The 15,121-nt window shown below is 63.9% G+C and carries 17 protein-coding genes and 1 riboswitch; of the genes, 1 reads left to right on the top strand and 16 read right to left on the bottom strand.

All coding sequences use genetic code 11. The features are described from left to right. Positions 1-16: 16 nt before the first annotated feature. The 3 genes from cobO to btuB are packed head-to-tail and all read right to left on the bottom strand — an operon-like array spanning position 17 to position 3,094. Positions 17-628 (bottom strand): cob(I)yrinic acid a,c-diamide adenosyltransferase, encoded by a 612-nt coding sequence (gene cobO, locus ACX1DW_RS10235; RefSeq protein ID WP_133456015.1) that lies wholly within the window; start codon positions 626-628, stop codon positions 17-19. Then, a complete protein-coding gene (locus ACX1DW_RS10240) occupies positions 625-1,194 on the bottom strand; it encodes a hypothetical protein (RefSeq protein ID WP_458993330.1) in 570 nt (189 codons plus the stop codon). The genes cobO and ACX1DW_RS10240 overlap by 4 nt, the downstream gene beginning before the upstream one ends. Positions 1,195-1,240: 46 nt before the next feature. Beyond that, positions 1,241-3,094, bottom strand: a complete 1,854-nt coding sequence (gene btuB, locus ACX1DW_RS10245) for a TonB-dependent vitamin B12 receptor (RefSeq protein ID WP_458993331.1) — start codon at positions 3,092-3,094, stop codon at positions 1,241-1,243. Positions 3,095-3,212: 118 nt separating this feature from the next. Further along, positions 3,213-3,432: riboswitch (cobalamin riboswitch) on the bottom strand. Between the two features lie 145 nt (positions 3,433-3,577). On the opposite strand from btuB, the gene ACX1DW_RS10250 reads away from it, so the two are divergent. Further along, on the top strand, positions 3,578-4,381 hold the full coding sequence (locus ACX1DW_RS10250) for a metallophosphoesterase family protein (RefSeq protein WP_125877371.1): 804 nt from the start codon (positions 3,578-3,580) through the stop codon (positions 4,379-4,381). 24 nt (positions 4,382-4,405) lie between these two features. Here ACX1DW_RS10250 and nhaD read toward each other — a convergent pair whose 3' ends face one another. From nhaD to ACX1DW_RS10315, 13 genes are all read right to left on the bottom strand, one after another. Next, the gene (gene nhaD, locus ACX1DW_RS10255; RefSeq protein ID WP_133456018.1) at positions 4,406-5,659 is read right to left on the bottom strand and encodes a sodium:proton antiporter NhaD; all 1,254 of its coding nucleotides are present in this window, start codon (positions 5,657-5,659) and stop codon (positions 4,406-4,408) included. A gap of 192 nt (positions 5,660-5,851) precedes the next feature. Then, complete coding sequence (locus ACX1DW_RS10260; protein WP_125868407.1) at positions 5,852-6,376, bottom strand: C40 family peptidase; 525 nt, start codon at positions 6,374-6,376, stop codon at positions 5,852-5,854. 76 nt (positions 6,377-6,452) lie between these two features. Continuing rightward, positions 6,453-7,085 (bottom strand): C40 family peptidase, encoded by a 633-nt coding sequence (locus ACX1DW_RS10265; protein ID WP_200599961.1) that lies wholly within the window; start codon positions 7,083-7,085, stop codon positions 6,453-6,455. Between the two features lie 183 nt (positions 7,086-7,268). Continuing rightward, complete coding sequence (locus tag ACX1DW_RS10270) at positions 7,269-7,724, bottom strand: group II truncated hemoglobin (protein ID WP_253748123.1); 456 nt, start codon at positions 7,722-7,724, stop codon at positions 7,269-7,271. 98 nt (positions 7,725-7,822) lie between these two features. Further along, positions 7,823-8,107, bottom strand: coding sequence for a cyd operon YbgE family protein (locus tag ACX1DW_RS10275; protein WP_133456315.1), 285 nt, complete (start codon positions 8,105-8,107; stop codon positions 7,823-7,825). Positions 8,108-8,112: 5 nt separating this feature from the next. After that, complete coding sequence (gene cydX, locus ACX1DW_RS10280; protein ID WP_003292563.1) at positions 8,113-8,217, bottom strand: cytochrome bd-I oxidase subunit CydX; 105 nt, start codon at positions 8,215-8,217, stop codon at positions 8,113-8,115. A 47-nt stretch (positions 8,218-8,264) separates the two neighbouring features. Next, positions 8,265-9,407 carry a cytochrome d ubiquinol oxidase subunit II gene (cydB, locus tag ACX1DW_RS10285; RefSeq protein ID WP_133456021.1) on the bottom strand — a complete coding sequence of 381 codons (1,143 nt, stop codon included), beginning with the start codon at positions 9,405-9,407 and terminating at the stop codon, positions 8,265-8,267. A 10-nt stretch (positions 9,408-9,417) separates the two neighbouring features. Next, the gene (locus ACX1DW_RS10290) at positions 9,418-11,058 is read right to left on the bottom strand and encodes a cytochrome ubiquinol oxidase subunit I (protein ID WP_152481000.1); all 1,641 of its coding nucleotides are present in this window, start codon (positions 11,056-11,058) and stop codon (positions 9,418-9,420) included. Beyond that, positions 11,055-11,234: a cytochrome oxidase putative small subunit CydP gene (gene cydP / locus ACX1DW_RS10295; RefSeq protein ID WP_063541311.1), complete on the bottom strand. Its 180-nt coding sequence runs from the start codon at positions 11,232-11,234 to the stop codon at positions 11,055-11,057. Before cydP ends, ACX1DW_RS10290 begins: the two co-directional genes overlap by 4 nt. 328 nt (positions 11,235-11,562) lie before the next feature. After that, entirely contained in the window at positions 11,563-12,117 is a 555-nt protein-coding gene (locus ACX1DW_RS10300) for a putative natural product biosynthesis protein (RefSeq protein ID WP_133456023.1), read from the bottom strand. A gap of 106 nt (positions 12,118-12,223) precedes the next feature. Further along, the gene (locus ACX1DW_RS10305; protein ID WP_125868402.1) at positions 12,224-12,589 is read right to left on the bottom strand and encodes a DUF2946 domain-containing protein; all 366 of its coding nucleotides are present in this window, start codon (positions 12,587-12,589) and stop codon (positions 12,224-12,226) included. Positions 12,590-12,674: 85 nt separating this feature from the next. Continuing rightward, positions 12,675-13,346 (bottom strand): DNA-3-methyladenine glycosylase I, encoded by a 672-nt coding sequence (locus ACX1DW_RS10310; RefSeq protein WP_125868401.1) that lies wholly within the window; start codon positions 13,344-13,346, stop codon positions 12,675-12,677. 205 nt (positions 13,347-13,551) lie between these two features. Continuing rightward, positions 13,552-14,628, bottom strand: a complete 1,077-nt coding sequence (locus tag ACX1DW_RS10315) for a 3-deoxy-7-phosphoheptulonate synthase (protein ID WP_234464339.1) — start codon at positions 14,626-14,628, stop codon at positions 13,552-13,554. Positions 14,629-15,121: the final 493 nt, after the last annotated feature.

A 15,121-nucleotide genomic window follows, 5' to 3' on the forward strand; every position in this document is an offset into this window, starting at 1 on the left:
CTGGTCGAAACGATCATCAGAACTCGACTCCTTTCTGCGCCTTAACACCCGCCTTGAACGCGTGCTTGATCAGGCCCATCTCGGTGACGGTGTCCGCCGCCTCGATCAGCCCGTCCGGCGCGCCGCGGCCGGTGACCACCACGTGCTGCAGCAGCGGCCGCGACTCGATGTCGGCAAGCACCGGCGCGAGCTCCAGGTAGCCGTACTTCAATGCGATGTTCAGCTCATCGAGCACCACCAGGCCAATCTCGGGATCGGCCAGCAACTCGGCCGCCGCCGCCCAGGCTTCGCGGGCCTTGGCGATGTCACGCTGGCGATCCTGGGTTTCCCAGGTGAAGCCCTCGCCCATGACGTGGTAGCGCACCTCGTCCGGAAAGCGCCGGAAGAACGCCTCCTCGCCGGTGCTGGCCGCGCCCTTGATGAACTGCACCACGCCGACCTTCATGCCATGGCCGAGCGCACGCGCCAGCATGCCGAAGGCCGAGCTGCTCTTGCCCTTGCCGTTGCCGGTATGCACCAGCAGCAGGCCGTACTCGTCCTGCGCCTCGGCGATCTTCTCGTCCATCAGCGCCTTCTTGCGCTGCATGCGCGCCTTGTGGCGTTCGTCGCGTTCGCTGGATTCGCTCATGCGCGGGCCTCGTCTCGCTGCCCGGCCCAGGCGCGCAGGCCGACGAACAGCAGCGCGGCGACGCCGACATACAGCGCCAGGGTCGACAGGTAGCGCGGGTAATAGGTGGCGATGCGCTCGATAAGCAGCGCCAGCGTCGGCTCCGGGTAGCGCCCGGAGAAATAGAGGAAGCCGCCGCCAGAGAACAGGTAGCAAACGAAGGCGCTCGCCATCACGCACAGCGCCAGGGTCGCCAGGCTGCTGAAATGGTCACGATGCAGACGGGCGTAGAGTCGACCGCCCAGCCACAGCGAACCGTATGCCGGCACCAGCATCCAGTACGCCGGCGACATGCACCAGTCGCTGACACCGGCCCACTGGATGGCGGCGAAATCCAGCAGCGAAGCCTCGAGAAACAGTGCCGGAAACACCCACTTCGGCCGTACGAGCACACCGGCGAGGAAGAACACCGCCCAGGACGCGCTCGGCAGGTTGACGCTAGCGAAGTGCTGTCCGCGGGTCATGGCCAGCAGCGCGGCAAGCGCGAGGCCGACCAGCAGCTGGTATCTCGGGGCAAGCTTGATCATTGCAGTCTCCTTCTATGGGCGCGGACGACATGCCCGCGCCGCGGTCTTACAGGGCCTGGTAGCGCACCGTCAGATAGGCCGCCTGGCCGGGCTGGTTGTAGCCCTCGGCGGTCTCAAAGTCGGCGTCCAGCAGGTTGGCGACGCGCGCCTGCAGGCGCCACTCGGGGGTGATGCGGTATTCACCGCGCAGATCGAGGGTGGCGTAGCCGGACAGCTCGCGGGCGTTGGCCAGGTCGTCGTAGCGCTGCCCTTCGGCATGCAGGCTGGCGCCGACGCTAAAGGCGCCGAACCGGCGATCGACATCGAGGTTGAACAGCTGCTTGGCCCGGCGCGCCAGTTCGTTGCCGCGGTTGGCGCCGGCGGAGCGGTTCTCTGGTTCCAGCAGGCTGTAGTTGGCATTCCAGTCCCAGCCGAGCAACTGGCTGCCGAGAACTAGCTCGACCCCGCGGATGCGCGCTTCCTGCACGTTGGCCGGCGCGGAAATGCTGGCGTCATAGGCGATGAGTTCATCGACCACGGTGCGATAGGCATTCACTGCCCAGTGGCCCCAGCCATGCTGCCCGGCAAGGCCGACTTCGAGGCTTTCGGAGGTTTCCGCATCCAGCTCGGGATTGCCGTAATCGGGGAAATACAGCTCGTTGAAGGTTGGTGCCTTGAATGCCGTGCCGTAGCTGATGGTGCCGCGCAGCCAGTCGGTCAGCGCATAGCCGTAGCCGATGTTGCCGGTGTCGTGCTGGCCGAACTGCTCGTTGTCGTCCCGGCGCAGCGACAGCTGCCAATCATGGCGGCCGACTTCGCCCAGGTACTGCGCGAAATAGCCGTCGTTGTCCCGGGAGTCCTCGGCATAGACCGTGGTGCCGTTGACCTCGTCGCGCTGGTGATCGGCACCCAGGATCAGCGTATGCCCCGCAGTCAGCTCGATATCGTTCTGCCAGCTGAGCGTGTCGCGACGGCTGTCGAAGCGTGAATAGAACTGCCCGTCCTGATAGGCATCGGACTTGTCTTCGCTGCGCCCGGCCTGCAGCGTCACCCGCCAGGGTTCCAGCGGACTGAAGCGCGCGCGGGTGCCGAAGATCCTCGACTCACCATCGGCATTGGCGCCGAAACCGGACGTGCGGGCCCGGTTCACGCTGTCGTAGTCGTTATGGGACTTGGCCTGCAGCAGGTTGGCGTCCAGTTCCAGGCCGTTGTCGAAGCGGTAACCGGCACTCAGGGTCGCGGACAGGTTGCGATAGCCATCGGTGTCACGTTCGTAGCCGCTAGTGTCCGCCGACTTGACGTTGATGCCGTCGGTGTCCGAACCGCTGACACCCAGGCTGTACCAGCCACGACCGTCGCCGCCGGAAACGCCGGCGCTGCCCGTGTAGGTGTCATGGGTGCCGTAGCCGGCCGAGAAGAACGGCTTGACGCCCTGCCCCTGGCCCTTGCGGGTGAATATCTGGATCACTCCGCCAATGGCCTCCGAGCCGTACAGGCTGGAACGCGGACCGCGGACCACCTCGATGCGCTCGATCAGCTCCAGCGGCAGATCCTGCAGGGCCGCGCCGCCGCCCGAGACCGAGCCGATCTTGATGCCGTCGATCATCACCAGCACGTGATCAGATTCGGTGCCGCGCATGAACAGCGAGGTGGACTTGCCAGGCCCGCCGTTGTTGGCCAGCGAAACGCCAGGCACCTGCTTGAGCAGCTCGGGTAACGAAGCCGCCTGGCTACGCTCGATGCGCTCGCGGTCCAGCACGGTGACTGCGGCCAGGCTCTGCTGGGCGGTTTGCGCGGTACGGGTGGCGGTCACCACCTGCTGTTCGAGGTCCAGCGGGGCTGCGGCCAGTTGGCCGATGGAAAAGGGAAAACTGCCGAGCAGCACATAGGCCGCTGGCTTGAAACGGGGCTTGCCAGTCAAGGTTCAGGTCTCCGTCGTGCCCACCCGCACGACTGAAAGTCGACGAAGACAGACGGAGGAACCGCAAAAGGAAGTGAATACCGCGAGGGATATGCACCCGCCCAGCGCCCGCCGCACTGTCAGTGAAATGCGACAGGCCGGTCTCCGGGCTTGCGAGCGTATGCCTTGCGGCATCCCGAAACCGCGCCTTCCCATGCGTTGAGCACAGTGGCCGTTGCGGTTTCTCGACTCGCCTACCGTTGCGGGGGCAGCGCCGGAATCTTCGTGAGAATGGACCGGCTTCCCTGTTTCACCCGTCTGGCACAAGGCCAGGGGGCACCTGAGGCGACGCGGAGGTTAGTCCAAGGTCGGGCATCACGCAACCACGAGGTTGTCGCACGGCCTCTGCAATCTTCGCTTGCATCTCGCCGCTTGGAACGGCGGACGCCGAAAGGATTCGAATGCAACAATGCCAGCAAACAGCCAGGACCCTCAGCCAAGCCCATGACCAGCATCGTGCAGATCTCCGACACCCATTTCGGCACCGAGCAACCAGCCGTGGTCCAGGCGCTGGAGGATCATGTAAGTGAGCATCGAGCCGATCTGCTGGTGTTCTCCGGCGACATCACCCAGCGCGCCCGCCGCGGCCAGTTCGCCAGTGCCGCGGCCTTCGTCCGTCGGCTGGAGGCCGACGGCGTCGGCGATACGCTGGTGATTCCGGGCAATCACGACATCCCGCTGTACAACCTCTTCGCCCGTCTGTTCACACCGTACGGCAACTACCGGCGACACTTCGGTGATGAGCTGGAGCCGGTATTCGAGAACGACGACATGCTGGTGATCGGGCTCAATACCACTCATCCGCGCCGGCACAAGGACGGCGTGGTGACGGGGCGGCAAGTGGAACGGGTGGCGCAGCGGCTGGCCGAGGGTGACCCGCGCAAGATTCGCATCGTGGTGGCCCACCAGCCGTTCGGCGCGATGGTGCCGAGCGATCTGAGCAACCTGCAGCACGGCGCCGAACCCGCGCTGCAGCGCTGGGCCGAGCATGGCCTGGATCTGGTCATGGGCGGACACATCCACCTGCCCTACGTGCTGCCGTTGTCCAGACAGTACAGCGGCCTTGCGCGGGAGATCTGGATGGTGCAGGCGGGCACCACGCTCTCGACCCGCCTGCGTGGCACCTCGCCGAACTCCTTCAACCGCCTGAAGCTGCACCCCGGCGAGCAGAAGAAGGTCTGCGTCGAGCGCTGGGACCTGCTCGACGGTCGCTTCGTGCTGGGTTCGCACTTCAACCTGAGCTGGTAACCCGCGGTCGCGCGCGAACCGCGGTCAGCCCACCGACAGGCCGACCAGATAGACACCGGCGAAGCCGATGTTGAAGGCGATGAACAGGTAGAGCATGTAACGCAGATAGCTACCGAAGGTCAGCCCCGGCACCTTGCTCATCGCGACGATACCGGAGGCCGAACCGATCACCAGCAGCGAACCGCCGACACCGACCGCGTAGGTCAGCACCATCCATTCGGCAACGCCCATTTCCAACCCGGATTTGAGCAGCGCTGCGGTCAGCGGCACGTTGTCGATGGCTGCCGACATCAGGCCCATCAGGTAGTTGGCCATGACGGCGGGGACCTGGTCATAGATGTGCACCAGCCCGTCGAGCACGCGAATCTCCTTGAGCATGCCGACCAGCAGGAGGATGCCGAGGAAGAAGAACAGCGTTTCGAACTCCACCTGGCGTACGTATTCGAGAATCGGATCGGAGTCGTTGTCGTCGCTGAAGAAGCGCGCAACCAGGAACATCACCGAGAGGCCGGCGAGGAAGGTCAGCACCGGCGGAATCTGGAACAGGAAGTTGCCGACGATGGTGCTCAGAATGGTGCAGAGGAAGATCAGCGCAATAGCCACATCCACGCCGCGCACATCGTTGCGATGGCCCTGCACCGCTACCTCGCCTTTCATGCCGATCGACAGCATGGCCGCCAGCACCATTACCGCGATAAATGCCGGTACGGCCAGTGCCAGCAGCTGGAGGATCGCCACCTTGCCGGCGAGGAAGATCATCAGCGTGGTGACGTCACCGGTAATCAGCGCGACGCCACCGGAGTTGACGGAGAAAACCACCAGTGTCGCGAACTTGATGGTCTTCGCCCTATCCAGCTGCAGCGAGAGGATCAGGGTGATGGAAACCAGCGTCGCGGTGATGTTGTCGGCCAGCGACGAGAACACGAAGCAGAAGGTCGCGGTGAGAAACAGCAGCGCGCGCTCACTGATTCTTTTCGGCAGGACGAGATAGATCAAATTCTCGATCATGCCCTTCTTGTTCAGGTAGGCGACGAAGGTCATCGCCGCCACCAAGAAGATCCACAAACCGGCAATCTCGGCGATGTTCTCGTTGAGGCTTTCCAGCACGGTTTCCCGCGCCTCGCCCGCCGGAGCAAAGATGAACAAGAGCAGCCAGGCCAGCGTGCCGAAGAACAGCGTCACCTTGGCCTTGTTCACGTGGGTAATTTCTTCGAGCACGACGCCAAGCAGCGCCGCCACCGCCAGTGCAATCAGCACGTACGTCAGCAATTCAGGCATATCTCACCTAATGGGAAGTGGGGAAAAAGGGTCTGTGCGCGACGGAACGACGCACGGGGAGGAATTGGGGATGCGCATGTTAGCCAAAGCGCCAGGCGAGCGGAATCACCGCGTGTCAAACGCAGAATGTTTCAGCATATGAGTACGACTAAAGACAGGGCGTCTACGACGGGGGTTCTATGCGGATGACGCTCAGGGGTTGCGGGCCAGTTGCTCCTGGTCGAGCACGCGCTTGGCGCCCAGATAACTCTTGTGCCAGTAGTCGGCAGTAAGGCTGTCCAGACGTACCGTGCCGCCAGATGATGGCGCGTGAACGAAGCGGTCTTCGCCAACGTAGATGCCTGCGTGGCTGACCCGGCGCCCACCGCTGGTCGCGAAGAACACCAGATCGCCGGGCTGCAGTGCGTCGCGCCGTACCGACGGGCCGCGCAAATTGCTCATGGCTTGAGTGGTGCGAGGGAGCTGGATGCCGGCTGCGCCGCGGTAGACGTAGCCGATCAGGCCACTGCAGTCGAAGCCGCTGTCCGGCGTGTTGCCGCCCCAGCGATAAGGCGTGCCGACCAGGCCAATCGCGCTGAACAGCACGTCTTCAGCGGCGCCGGGTACGGCCTGATGGGCCTTGGGCGTCTGCACGAGTGGCGGCGTGGGCGCCTGCCCGGCACAGGCGGTCAGCAGCGCAGTCAGAACAACGAGCGTGAGACGAGCCGGATAGTGCATGGCAGAGCGGTCCAGGCAAATGAGCCATCACTCTGCCGGCATGTACGGGAAGACGCAACCCCCGCAGGTCGCGGGATCAGTGCTGGGACGTGTGCGGAACCAGGTCCGAAGCCAGGGCGAGCACGCGCTTGGCTTCCATGTAGCTGGCGCGCCAGTACTTGTCGTCCAGGCTGTCGACGCGCACGCCACCACTGCGGCTGCTGGAGGCGTGGATGAACTGGTCGTCGCCGATGTAGATGCCGGCGTGGCTGACTCGGCCACGGCCGCGGTTGTTGAAGAACACCACGTCGCCCGGCTCGAGCTCACTGCGCTTGACCACCGGTGCGTCGAGGTTGATCAGCTCGCGGGTGGAACGCGGCAGCTCGAGGCCGGCTTCCTTGCGGAACAGGAAACCGACGAAGCCGCTGCAGTCGAATCCGCTCTTCACCGAACTGCCGCCGTAGCGATACGGGGTACCAACCAGGGTGAAGCCGCGTTCGAGGATGCTGTCGGCCAGCTGCGGCAGCTGGTAGTCGTGTTCGTCGGTCAGTTCGGCCAACGACTGCTCTTCACTCTTTTCGAGGGCAGCGAGGTCGAAGTCTGCAAGAGGATGATTGTGCGACAGCCGAGGCGATTCGATCTGCTGCTCGGTCTGTACGGGCTGGCCGGCGCAGGCCGTCAGCAGGGCGATAAGTGCGAGAGGCACGAGGGGTGCGAAGCGTTGGCGCATGGGCACGGCCGTGTCATTGATTCCAAAGTGCCGGCGACTATGCCTTCTATCGCTTCGATGATCAATTTCAATCGGACGAATTGTGACGAATCCCCTGCGACAAAACGTCTGCGCGGCCCGCCTGCGGCCGACGCAGCCGCTTGATCCCGGTTGCGTCGACCGCGAGAGCACTATCCGGGCTGATCAGCATCCGCACTGCCCGGCGTGCTCCGGCGCGCTTGCGCAACCGCCGGCACCGCAGCCGTACGTATCATGCGAATCGTTGCGCAGGGCATCGGCCATGTTCGCCATCGCCTGCTCGAGCCGGACGCGCAAGCCACCGTCCATGGGGGTTTCGGCCAGCGCCTTGCGCATGCAGAACATCCATTGGTCGCGCTCGAGCACGCCGATGCGGAAAAAGCGGTGGCGAAAACGCAACCGCGGGTGGCCGTGCTTTTCGATGAAACGAGAGGGACCACCCAGCCACCCGGAAAGGAAATCGAAAAGTCGCTCCCGGATCTGCGTGGTATCGCTGCCATGCATGTCGCGCACTTCGGCTACATCGGGTTCGCACAGCATCAGATCATAGAAGCGGTCGACCAGGCGTCGTAGCGGTTCGTCACCGCCCAGTTCCTGATAAGGGGTTGGTTCGATGGACACGTTCAAGACATTACTCCTTGAAGAAAACCGCAGCGGCCACAGGCCAGGCCGCCGGTTCGTTCGGGAATCGCGACAAGCGGGTCGATTGAAGCGACGAGCTAGCGCTGCGCCTGCCAGAGAATCAGATAGCCCAACCCCATCAGAGGCCAGCCGAGCAAGGGATGGAACAACAGGCGCCAGGCGCCGTGCCTGGGCACGAAGCCGACACCATGGATGAAGCCTGCAGAGATGCCCCACATCACGAACATCAATTGCGGATGGCTGTAACCGCCCTGCCCGTCCAGCATGGCCGCCGGGTGAATCAGCAGAACCAGCGCCAGCGGCCCGGCCAGCAACAGGGAGAGCGTGCGAGCGGCTGCGCCGTACAGCCGCCCGCCCGTCATCCCGATCAAGGCTCTGCGTCCAGGTCCTGCGTGGCTTCGAGCCACAGGGCATTGATGATGCCGAAGCTACAGGCCAGCAATACGCCGAGAATCCAGGTGAAGTACCACATAGTCTGATCTCCTTGGCACGGTGGGCGACATCTGCCCACCTGCTCGTTCAATAAAGGCCGTGAGGGTTGGCTTCGATGGTCTTCTGGTTGAGGCGGCCCCACATGCGGATGTAGCTCCACAGCGTGTAGCAGAGGATCAGCGGTACGAAGATGCAGGCCACGACAAACATGATGCCCAGCGTCTTGTGACTCGACACCGCATCCCAGATGGTCAGACTCGAGGCCGGGTCGAGGCTCGACGGAAAGACGAAGGGGAACAGCGCAAAGCCCGCGGTGCAGATGCTGCCAACGATCATCAGGCTGGTACCGAGGAAACTCACGCCACCGCTGTTGCGACTGGAACCCAGCAGCGCGAGCAAGGCGCCGACGATGCCTGCCGCCGGTGCGATCAGGGTGATCGGATAGCGCGAGTAGTTGGCCAGCCAGCCGACGTTGTCTTGGACCACCTGCTTGTCCAGCAACGGATTGAGCGCTGCCCCCGGATCGGTCACCGAAAGCTGGCTGAAGCCCTGAATTCCCAGCGCCAGCCATGCCCCGGCGGCAACGAAGCCAAACAGGAACACCAGCACGCACAGCCGCGTTGCCTGCCGCGAGCGCTCGGCCAGGTCACCATCGGTACGCAGCATCAGCCAGGCACCGCCGTGAGCACTGAGCATGCTCAGGCTGACCACGCCACAGAGCAGCGCGAACGGGTTGAGCAATGCGAAGAAGGAGCCGTGGTAGGTCGAACGCATCAGCTCGTCGAGCTGGAATGGCAGCCCGAGAAACAGATTGCCGAAGGCCACGCCGAACACCAGCGCCGGCACCGCACCGCCGACGAACAGCGCCCAGTCCCAGGCACTGCGCCAGCGCGGGTCCTCCACCTTGCTGCGGTAGTCGAAGCCCACCGGCCGGCAGAACAGCGCGAACAGCACCAGTAGCATGGCCCAGTACAGGCCGGAGAAAGCCACCGCGTAGACCATCGGCCAGGCGGCGAACAAGGCGCCACCGGCGGTGATGAACCACACCTGATTGCCGTCCCAATGCGGGGCGATGGTGTTGATCGCCACACGCCGCTCGTTGTCGGTCTTGCCGACGAAGGGCATCAGCGCCATGGCGCCCATGTCGAAGCCATCGGTCAGGGCGAAGCCGATCAGCAGCACACCGATCAGCACCCACCAGACCAGCTTGAGAACCTCGTAGTCGAACATCTCGTTTACCTCACATGGCGGTCGGTTCGGTGGGAGCGTCCTTGGCGGGCGCCGGGGTGGTAACCGCTTCGCGCAACCGTTGCACCTGATTGGCGGCCGCAGCCTCCAGCTCGAAGTGATAGCGGCCTGTATGCAGGCTGCTCGGGCCGAGCCGCGCGAAGCGGATCATCAGGAACATCTCGATCACCAGCAGCAGGCTGTAGAACGCGACCAGGGCGATCAGCGAGCCCCAGATATCGCCAGCCGCAAGGGTCGAAGTGGAGAGATGGGTCGGCAGCACTTCGGCAATGGACCAGGGCTGACGACCATGCTCGGCGACGTACCAGCCGGTCTGCGCCGCGATCCAGGGCAGCGGCAGGCTGAACAGCGCGAACTTCAGCAACCAGGGCTTGTTCTCGGCATTGCGCTTGATCGATGCCCAGCTGGCCAGGGCGAACAGCACCAGCATCAGGAAGCCCGCGAAAACCATCGCGCGGAAGGTCCAGAACAGGCTGAACACGTTGGGAATGGTGTCGAGCGCCGCCTGCTTGATCTGCGCATCGGTGGCATCCACCACGTTGGCGGTGTACTTCTTCAGCAGCAGGCCGTAGCCGAGGTCCTGCTTGACCTCGTTGAAGGCGGCGATGGCTTCGGGCGACTTGTCGCCGGTACGCAGCATCTGCAGGCGCTCATAGGCGAGCATGCCGTTGCGGATGCGCAACTCGTGTTCGGCAACCAGTTGTTTGATCCCCTTGACCTCCTCATCCACCGAACGCGTGGCGATCAGCCCCAGCACGTAAGGGATCTTCACCTCATAGTCGGTGCGCATCTCGTCCTGATTGGGCAGGCCGAACAGGGTGAAGCCTGCCGGCGCCGGATGGGTATCCCACTCGGCCTCGATGGCCGCCAGCTTGACCTTCTGCACGTCACCGATCTCGTAGCCGGATTCGTCGCCAAGGATGATCACCGAGATGGTCGACGCCAGGCCGAACACTGCGGCAATGGCGAACGAGCGGCGGGCGAAGCCCAGGTCACGCTTCTTCAGCAGGTAGTAGCTGGAGATCGCCAGCACGAAGATCGCCCCGGTGACGTAGCCGGCCGACACGGTGTGGACGAACTTGACCTGTGCCACCGGGTTGAACAGCAGCGCGCCAAAATCCACCAGCTCCATGCGCATGGTCTCGAAGTTGAACTCCGAACCCACCGGATTCTGCATCCAGCCGTTGGCGATCAGGATCCACAGCGCCGAAAGATTCGAGCCCAGCGCTACCAGCCAGGTAACCGCCAGGTGCTGCACCTTGGACAGGCGATCCCAGCCGAAGAAGAACAGCCCGATGAAAGTCGACTCGAGGAAGAAGGCCATCAACCCTTCGATCGCCAAAGGCGCACCGAAGATGTCCCCGACGTAGTGGCTGTAGTAGGCCCAGTTGGTGCCGAACTGGAACTCCATGGTCAGTCCGGTGGTGACGCCGAGGGCGAAGTTGATGCCGAACAGCTTGCCCCAGAACTTGGTCATGTCCTTGTAGACCTGCTTGCCGGTCATCACATAGACCGACTCCATGATGGCAAGCAGGAACGCCAGACCCAGGGTCAGCGGCACGAAAATGAAGTGATACATCGCTGTCATGGCGAATTGCAGGCGTGACAGATCTACAACGCTTTCCGAGATCATCTCGGCCCTCCCTCGGGATTGGCATCCCGTTTATCAAGCAAATGTTCGGCGACACGCACCGAACCGTTTTCGGGAATGCTGGGAGCATCGAACCAGATGTTTTTTATGGTTATGAGGATCGCGACCTTGACCAGCAGCACCAGCACGATGTCCCGCCTGAGCGATGACTTGAACATGCCTACCTCCTTGCTCGCCTGCCGAGGCGCATCGCGCCAAGGCAGCATGCTGCGATTGAAGGCCCCCGTTGGGGTCGGGGGCCGAAACCTGAACGCAGCAGTCCAGGCTCAATCGCCGTGCCCCGGACCCACCCGTGGAAGCAGTGCTCGGGCTCGGGGCAGGCAAAGTGTCCTGCCGCTCCCCTGCCGCCACAACTGCGACAGCCTGCCTCACCTGCGCGAGGCCGCTGCGCCTCTCCGGCCGCCTCGCTTGAAAAGCATAGATGCACCGGGTGGCTATATGAGGCGGCATGATGCCGAACCACCGCCATGCGGCGTCCTGTCGCGCTCACGGCACGCGCAACCAGCGGCGAAAACCGTTTCCGGCCGTGGTGGATAACGGGCTCCAAGCGAAGTCCCATGGCGCGGGCGGCAGTTCCTCCTCTTCTGCTGGCAAGGTCCTGCCGCCCAGCCGCACACGTGCTTTCCAGTCGAAGACGTGTTCACCACCACCCTGCCAGCCCAGCACGACGCCGATCGCCGGGCTGTCATCGCTGGCGACCCAGCGGGCCGCGGCAGCGATCATCATGGTTTCGATCTGTTCCGGCTCGATCAGCTCGCGATAGTCGGAGGCCAGCAACCAGCGGCAGACGCTAAGGTGGAATGTCCAGTCGAGGGCGAGCTGGCAGCCATAGGCCCAGGTCATGAACTGGCGGAAGATCCCCAGCCCATCGGGCGGGTCCAGTTTGAGCAGGCGCGGGCAGACATCGAACAAGGCGTGCCAGTAAGGCAGCAGCTTGGCATCCAGATGAACGAAGCTGCGGGCATTGCTCGGGTAATCCGGAAACGGCAGCCGATAGCTGACGCGGCTGTCGGCGCGGGCGAATCTTTCCATCATGGTCATGGTGAAATCCCCTGTGTTGACCGTGCCGTCGGAAGGCTCCGACGCGTATCCGCCCCGCAGGCAGCACGCTGCGGCGGGAGCGGTGAAAGGCATCAGTCAGGGGAATTCAGGGCGCGCGGGGGTTCAGCGCCGGCCAGTGGTACCGAGGGCCGCCAAGATGCGGCGCTGGCCGTGGCTGCAGCTTGGCCGTTCGGCGGCCGAGCCAGCCGAGCGCAAACAGCACCACGATGGCCAGCAGGCTCAGACCGCATAGCGGGCAGTCGAAGGCCTGCTCGGCCAGTTCATGCACGTCTGTAGCAGGTGCCTTCGCCCCCGCTGGAGTTTCGTCACTGAAGCAGAATGCATCCTGCCCCATGGCCAGCTCGAACCCCACGTGCGTCGCGTGATTCAGGCTGCAGACAAAGGCATTGAGCAGGATGCAGGTGAGAAGCACCCATACGATCTGCACGCGTTTGTCTTTGACGATGGTCATGTTTGAACTTTACACCGCGCCCTCTCACGCGGCGCTGCGCCAAACCGTCGCACAAGCCAGGCTCTCGCCGGACGCGGAGCGGTCGTCAATGATTGACGGTGAATGCCAGCATTGCTGAAAGCTGACACAGCGGGCGGCCACTCTCGGCCTGCCACTGGTTGAAGGCAGCCTGCACCGCAGCCTGGTCGCGCTGACTGCTGGGCAGCTTGTCGACGATTTCTTGTGCCTTGAGCGCTGCCACTACGTCATTGCTTGGAATGAAGGTGTCCTTGCCGGCCATGCGCAACAGGCGTGGCGCCGACAGGCCGCCGAGCTGGCTGCCATGCTTGGCCAGGTAGCGCCACAGGCCGACGATGTCGCTGCTCGGCCAGTCCGCCAGCAGGTTGCCGAAGCTGCCTCGCTCCTTTGCCACGTCGAGCACGAACTGAGCATTGCGCGGCACGCTCTTGAGCTTGCCCAGATGGCGGATCAGTCGAGTGTCCTGCATCAGCCGCTCGATGTGCTCGCCGCCCATCAGCACCACCTTTTCCGGATCGAAAGCGAAGAACGCCTGCTCGAAGGCCGGCCATTTGGCGTCGACCAGACTGTGCTTGAGGCCGGCGCGGAAGATGCGCAGGCTGATCAGCGAGAGGTAGCGGTCATCGGAAACGCCGCGCAGCTCATCGGCGCTGCGCGGTTGCGGCAAGCGCGCTTCCAATGCCGCGGCCGAGCCGAAGCGGTTGAGGCAATATTCGTGCAGCCATTTGTAGTCTTGCATGGTTCGGATCCGATGTGACGGCAGCGGCACAGGGTGCCGATGACGAGCCCGCCTCGCAAGTCCGCCGCCGACGCAGTTGGGCGGCAGCGGTCGGGCTGCACCGCTTGGTGCGCGTCTTATTTGCCCTGCCATCAGGCGCGCAGACGGTGAACACGCTTCGCGTTGTCCACCCTGCGAGCAGAACGTCGTCCGCGTGCGAGCCGGCTCAGCCGCGCAGCCGCTGCGCCGCCAGACGTAGCATCTGCTCGGTCGCCGTCCAACCCAGGCAGCCGTCGGTGATCGACACGCCGTAGCGCAGTTCACCGGACAGCGGCTGACAACCATCGAACAGATGGCTCTCCAGCATGACGCCACGCAGGCTCATGTCGCCAGCCAGGCGCTGCTCGATCACCGACTCCAGCACAGCGGGCTGACGCAGTGGGTCCTTGCCACTGTTGGCGTGGCTGCAATCGACCATGATGCGCGAGGCGATCCCCTGCTTTTCCAGCGCGCGACAGGCAGCAGCGACACTGGCCGCGTCGTAGTTGGGTGCTCCGTGGCCACCGCGCAGGACCAGATGGGTATCCGGATTGCCGCGGGTCTGCAGCAGTGCCGGATGGCCGAGATCGTCGATGCCGAAGTGCTGATGTGGATGTTCCGCTGAACGCATGGCGTCGCAGGCGATGCCCAGGCCGCCATCGGTGCCATTCTTGAAGCCCACCGGCAGGTCCAGCCCGCTGACCAGCTCGCGATGGATCTGCGACTCGCTGGTGCGCGCACCAATCGCGGCCCAGCCGAGCAGATCGTCGAAGTATCCGGCAGCCAGCGGCTGCAGCAGCTCGGTGGCGATCGGCAGGCCGGTATCGAGGATATCCAGCATCAGGCGGCGCGACAGGTGCAGCCCCTCGGCCATGTTGCCGCTGCCGTCCAGATGCGGATCGTAGACCAGGCCTTTCCAGCCGATGGTCGTGCGCGGCTTCTCCACATAGGCGCGCATCACCAGCAGCAGCTGATCGCTGACTTCGGGAGCAAGGGCGGCGAGACGCTCGGCGTACTCGAGCGCTGCGACAGGATCGTGCAGGGAACAGGGCCCGACGACGACCAGCAGGCGCGGATCGCGACCGTCGAGCACGGCGCGGATGGCGTTGCGGTCGTTCTGGATGCGTGCGGCAAGGGCGTCGCTCAAGGGCAGACGCTGGCGCAATACTGCGGGACTGGGCAGCGGCTGCGCGCTGCGGCGGACGGAAAGGGTTTCGGCGATGGTCGGGGTGTGGCTGGCAAGTACGGTGGCGGATGCATTCATGATCTGGCGGTTCCTTCTGCCGACGCGGGTGGTCCGCGTCAGCGCTAGTCGGGTGTTCGTTCGCGTGAGGTCTGCTGGGCGTCGAAGCGGCTAAATCGCCAGTCGTAGCGGTAATAACGGTCGGTACGGTAAGTGGTCATGGCGTGTTCCTCGTTGCGTTGGGCCATCGCGTGGCCGAAAAAAACAAAACCCCCGGTCGGGTGGCCGACCGGGGGTTCGAAAACTGCTCTGGTGGCGACCCTGCTTGCTAGGGCGCCTGTGGGGTATCAGGCGCGCCTGTGGCTAAACCAATACCCAAAGTAATAACCAGCGGCTGCAACCTGCTGCCCACGAGCGAACACGGCGCGAATGGCACCGGCATCGACAACGTTCAGGGCTACAGGGTTCAGGGACATGCTGATCTCCAGAAGATGACCGAACCATACTCTGCCGGGACTGCGGCTTTCAACCGGCACGGCAAAAGAAAGTGGCTGGCTCGGCCGGGTGCGCCCGA

The sequence above is a fragment of the Stutzerimonas sp. KH-1 genome, assembly GCF_054483855.1.